Origin of the sequence: Leifsonia sp. A12D58 (assembly GCF_047530025.1) — a bacterium.
Taxonomy (GTDB): Bacteria; Actinomycetota; Actinomycetes; order Actinomycetales; family Microbacteriaceae; genus Cryobacterium.
In genome coordinates, this window is the sequence record NZ_JBLJAT010000010.1 from 1 (window position 1) to 3871 (window position 3871).

Here is a 3871-nt window from a genome sequence, read left to right on the forward strand (position 1 = left end):
ACAGCTGACAGTCATACCAACCTGTTCGGGTTGGATGGCGCTCATGGGTGGAACATTGACATTGATGCAAACAGGATCTATTTGAACTCAGTACGCTTTCTTCTTCGGAAGTCGGTTGGAACGGTTTGGGTGGTGGGGGTTTGCATGACGCACGCTGTTGGGTCCTGAGGGACCGGAACGACCTTCGGGTTGGACTGAACCTCTGGATCTTGATTTCATCGCAGTCGAGCTGTTTCGGCAGCCGCGGTGGAGTGGAGATACCGCCCGTACTTTGAGAACTACACAGTGGACGCGAGCATCTTAAATTTGAGCCTTCGGGCTTCAAATTACAAAGACGAGCCAGCGAATGAACCGACTTGTCGGGGTGTTTGTTGGCTCATCATTGGTCAATTTCGATCGCGAATTTATTCGTGATACTTAATTCGATTCAAACTCATGTGATTTCAAATTTCTAAGAGCAAACGGTGAATGCCTTGGCATGTAGAGCCGAAGAAGGACGTAGTAATCTGCGATAAGCCTCGGGGAGTTGATAAACGAACTTTGATCCGAGGATTTCCGAATGGGGAAACCCCGCCAGGCCCGTAAGGTGACCTGGTGACTCCCGCCTGAATATATAGGGCGGGTAGAGGGAACGTGGGGAAGTGAAACATCTCAGTACCCACAGGAAGAGAAAACAATAGTGATTCCGTTAGTAGTGGCGAGCGAACCCGGAAGAGGCTAAACCGATCATGTGTGATAGCCGGCAGGCGTTGCATGGTCGGGGTTGCGGGACTTTTCTGCTGATTCTGCCGAACAGCAAGCGTTACAAAGGAATATAGACGAACAGGATTGAAAGCCTGGTCATAGAGGGTGCGAACCCCGTAGTCGAAATGTTCCAATGGCGCGAGAAGTATCCCAAGTAGCACGGGGCCCGAGAAATCCCGTGTGAATCTGTCAGGACCACCTGATAAGCCTAAATACTCCTACATGACCGATAGTGAACAAGTACCGTGAGGGAAAGGTGAAAAGTACCCCGGGAGGGGAGTGAAATAGTACCTGAAACCGTTTGCTTACAAACCGTTGGAGCCAGCTTGTACTGGTGACAGCGTGCCTTTTGAAGAATGAGCCTGCGAGTTAGTGATATGTGGCGAGCTTAACCCGAGAGGGGAATGCGTAGCGAAAGCGAGTCTTAATAGGGCGATTGAGTCGCATGTCCTAGACCCGAAGCGAAGTGATCTATCCATGGCCAGGTTGAAGCGACGGTAAGACGTCGTGGAGGACCGAACCCACTTCAGTTGAAAATGGAGGGGATGAGCTGTGGATAGGGGTGAAAGGCCAATCAAACTTCGTGATAGCTGGTTCTCTCCGAAATGCATTTAGGTGCAGCGTTGCGTGTTTCTTGCCGGAGGTAGAGCTACTGGATAGCCGATGGGCCCTAAAAGGTTACTGACGTTAGCCAAACTCCGAATGCCGGTAAGTGAGAGCGCAGCAGTGAGACGGTGGGGGATAAGCTTCATCGTCGAGAGGGAAACAACCCAGACCACCAACTAAGGTCCCAAAGCGCGTGCTAAGTGGGAAAGGATGTGGAGTTGCACAGACAACCAGGAGGTTGGCTTAGAAGCAGCCACCCTTGAAAGAGTGCGTAATAGCTCACTGGTCAAGTGATTCCGCGCCGACAATGTAACGGGGCTCAAGCACGCCACCGAAGTTGTGGCATTGATATTTTTGGTAAGCCGCACACTTGTTGTGTTGGTTCAGCCGTGTTGATGGGTAGGAGAGCGTCGTGTGGCCAGCGAAGCGGCGGTGTAAACCAGCCGTGGAGGCTACACGAGTGAGAATGCAGGCATGAGTAGCGAAAGACGGGTGAGAAACCCGTCCTCCGAAAGATCAAGGGTTCCAGGGCCAGGCTAATCCGCCCTGGGTAAGTCGGGACCTAAGGCGAGGCCGACAGGCGTAGTCGATGGACAACGGGTTGATATTCCCGTACTGACGAAAAACCGCCCAAACTAATCCAGTAATGCTAAGCATCTGAATCCTCTAGATGGATCCCTTCGGGGTGAAGCGTGAGGCCTAGCGTGCGACCCTATGCTGGTGCGGTTAGCGTATTAACAGGTGTGACGCAGGAAGGTAGCTGAGCCGGGCGATGGTTGTCCCGGTCTAAGGATGTAGGCCGAGAGATAGGCAAATCCGTCTCTCATATAAGGCTGAGACCCGATGGGTAGCCCGTAAGGGCGAAATCAGTGATCCTATGCTGCCAAGAAAAGCATCGACGCGAGGTTTTAGTCACCCGTACCCCAAACCGACTCAGGTGATCAGGTAGAGAATACTAAGGAGATCGAGAGAATCGTGGTTAAGGAACTCGGCAAAATGCCCCCGTAACTTCGGGAGAAGGGGGGCCTGAGGCGTGAAGGGATTTACTCCTGGAGCGTTTGAAGGCCGCAGAGACCAGTGGGAAGCGACTGTTTACTAAAAACACAGGTCCGTGCCAAGTCGCAAGACGATGTATACGGACTGACGCCTGCCCGGTGCTGGAAGGTTAAGAGGAACGGTTAGCCGTAAGGCGAAGCTGAGAATTTAAGCCCCAGTAAACGGCGGTGGTAACTATAACCATCCTAAGGTAGCGAAATTCCTTGTCGGGTAAGTTCCGACCTGCACGAATGGCGTAACGACTTCCCAGCTGTCTCAACCGCGAACTCGGCGAAATTGCACTACGAGTAAAGATGCTCGTTACGCGCAGCAGGACGGAAAGACCCCGTGACCTTTACTACAGCTTGGTATTGGTGTTCGGTGTGGCTTGTGTAGGATAGGTGGGAGACTGTGAAGCTTGGACGCTAGTTCAGGTGGAGTCATTGTTGAAATACCACTCTGGTCACTCTGGATATCTAACTTCGAACCGTGATCCGGTTCAGGGACAGTGCCTGGTGGGTAGTTTAACTGGGGCGGTTGCCTCCTAAAAAGTAACGGAGGCGCCCAAAGGTTCCCTCAACCTGGTTGGCAATCAGGTGTCGAGTGTAAGTGCACAAGGGAGCTTGACTGTGAGACTGACAAGTCGAGCAGGGACGAAAGTCGGGACTAGTGATCCGGCAGTGGCTTGTGGAAGCGCTGTCGCTCAACGGATAAAAGGTACCTCGGGGATAACAGGCTGATCTTGCCCAAGAGTCCATATCGACGGCATGGTTTGGCACCTCGATGTCGGCTCGTCGCATCCTGGGGCTGGAGTAGGTCCCAAGGGTTGGGCTGTTCGCCCATTAAAGCGGTACGCGAGCTGGGTTTAGAACGTCGTGAGACAGTTCGGTCCCTATCCGCTGCGCGCGTAGGAAATTTGAGAAGATCTATCCCTAGTACGAGAGGACCGGGATGGACGAACCTCTGGTGTGTCAGTTGTTCCGCCAGGAGCACCGCTGATTAGCTACGTTCGGAACGGATAACCGCTGAAAGCATCTAAGCGGGAAGCCGGCTTCAAGATGAGATTTCCAACCCTTCGGGGGAGAGGCTCGCAGCTAGACTACTGCGTTGATAGGCCGGATGTGGAAGAGAGGACTAAAGACTCTCGGAGCTGACCGGTACTAATAAGCCGATAATTTGATAACACTTTGTTTGAATACGAAGATCCTTGCGTCCACTATGTGGTTCTCGATGTACGGTCGAGAACAACCGCTCTTACGAGAGCACAACAATAATTGAATAGTGTTCCCAGAAAATGTGGGGACACGGCAATAATTGTCGAAACGACTTGACGACCACCATGTGTGGTTCATCACCAGATGTTTCGGCGGCTATAGCGAGAGGGAAACGCCCGGTTACATTCCGAACCCGGAAGCTAAGACTCTCAGCGCCGATGGTACTGCAGGGGAGACCCTGTGGGAGAGTAGGACACCGCCGGACTTAACTT

Annotated in this window: 2 rRNA genes; both read left to right on the forward strand. The window is 52.6% G+C overall.

Annotated features, from left to right (window positions below):
• Positions 1-441: 441 nt before the first annotated feature.
• Positions 442-3569: ribosomal RNA gene (locus ACMT3I_RS16090) — 23S ribosomal RNA — on the forward strand.
• A gap of 178 nt (positions 3570-3747) precedes the next feature.
• Positions 3748-3864: ribosomal RNA gene (rrf, locus tag ACMT3I_RS16095) — 5S ribosomal RNA — on the forward strand.
• Positions 3865-3871 lie beyond the last annotated feature (7 nt).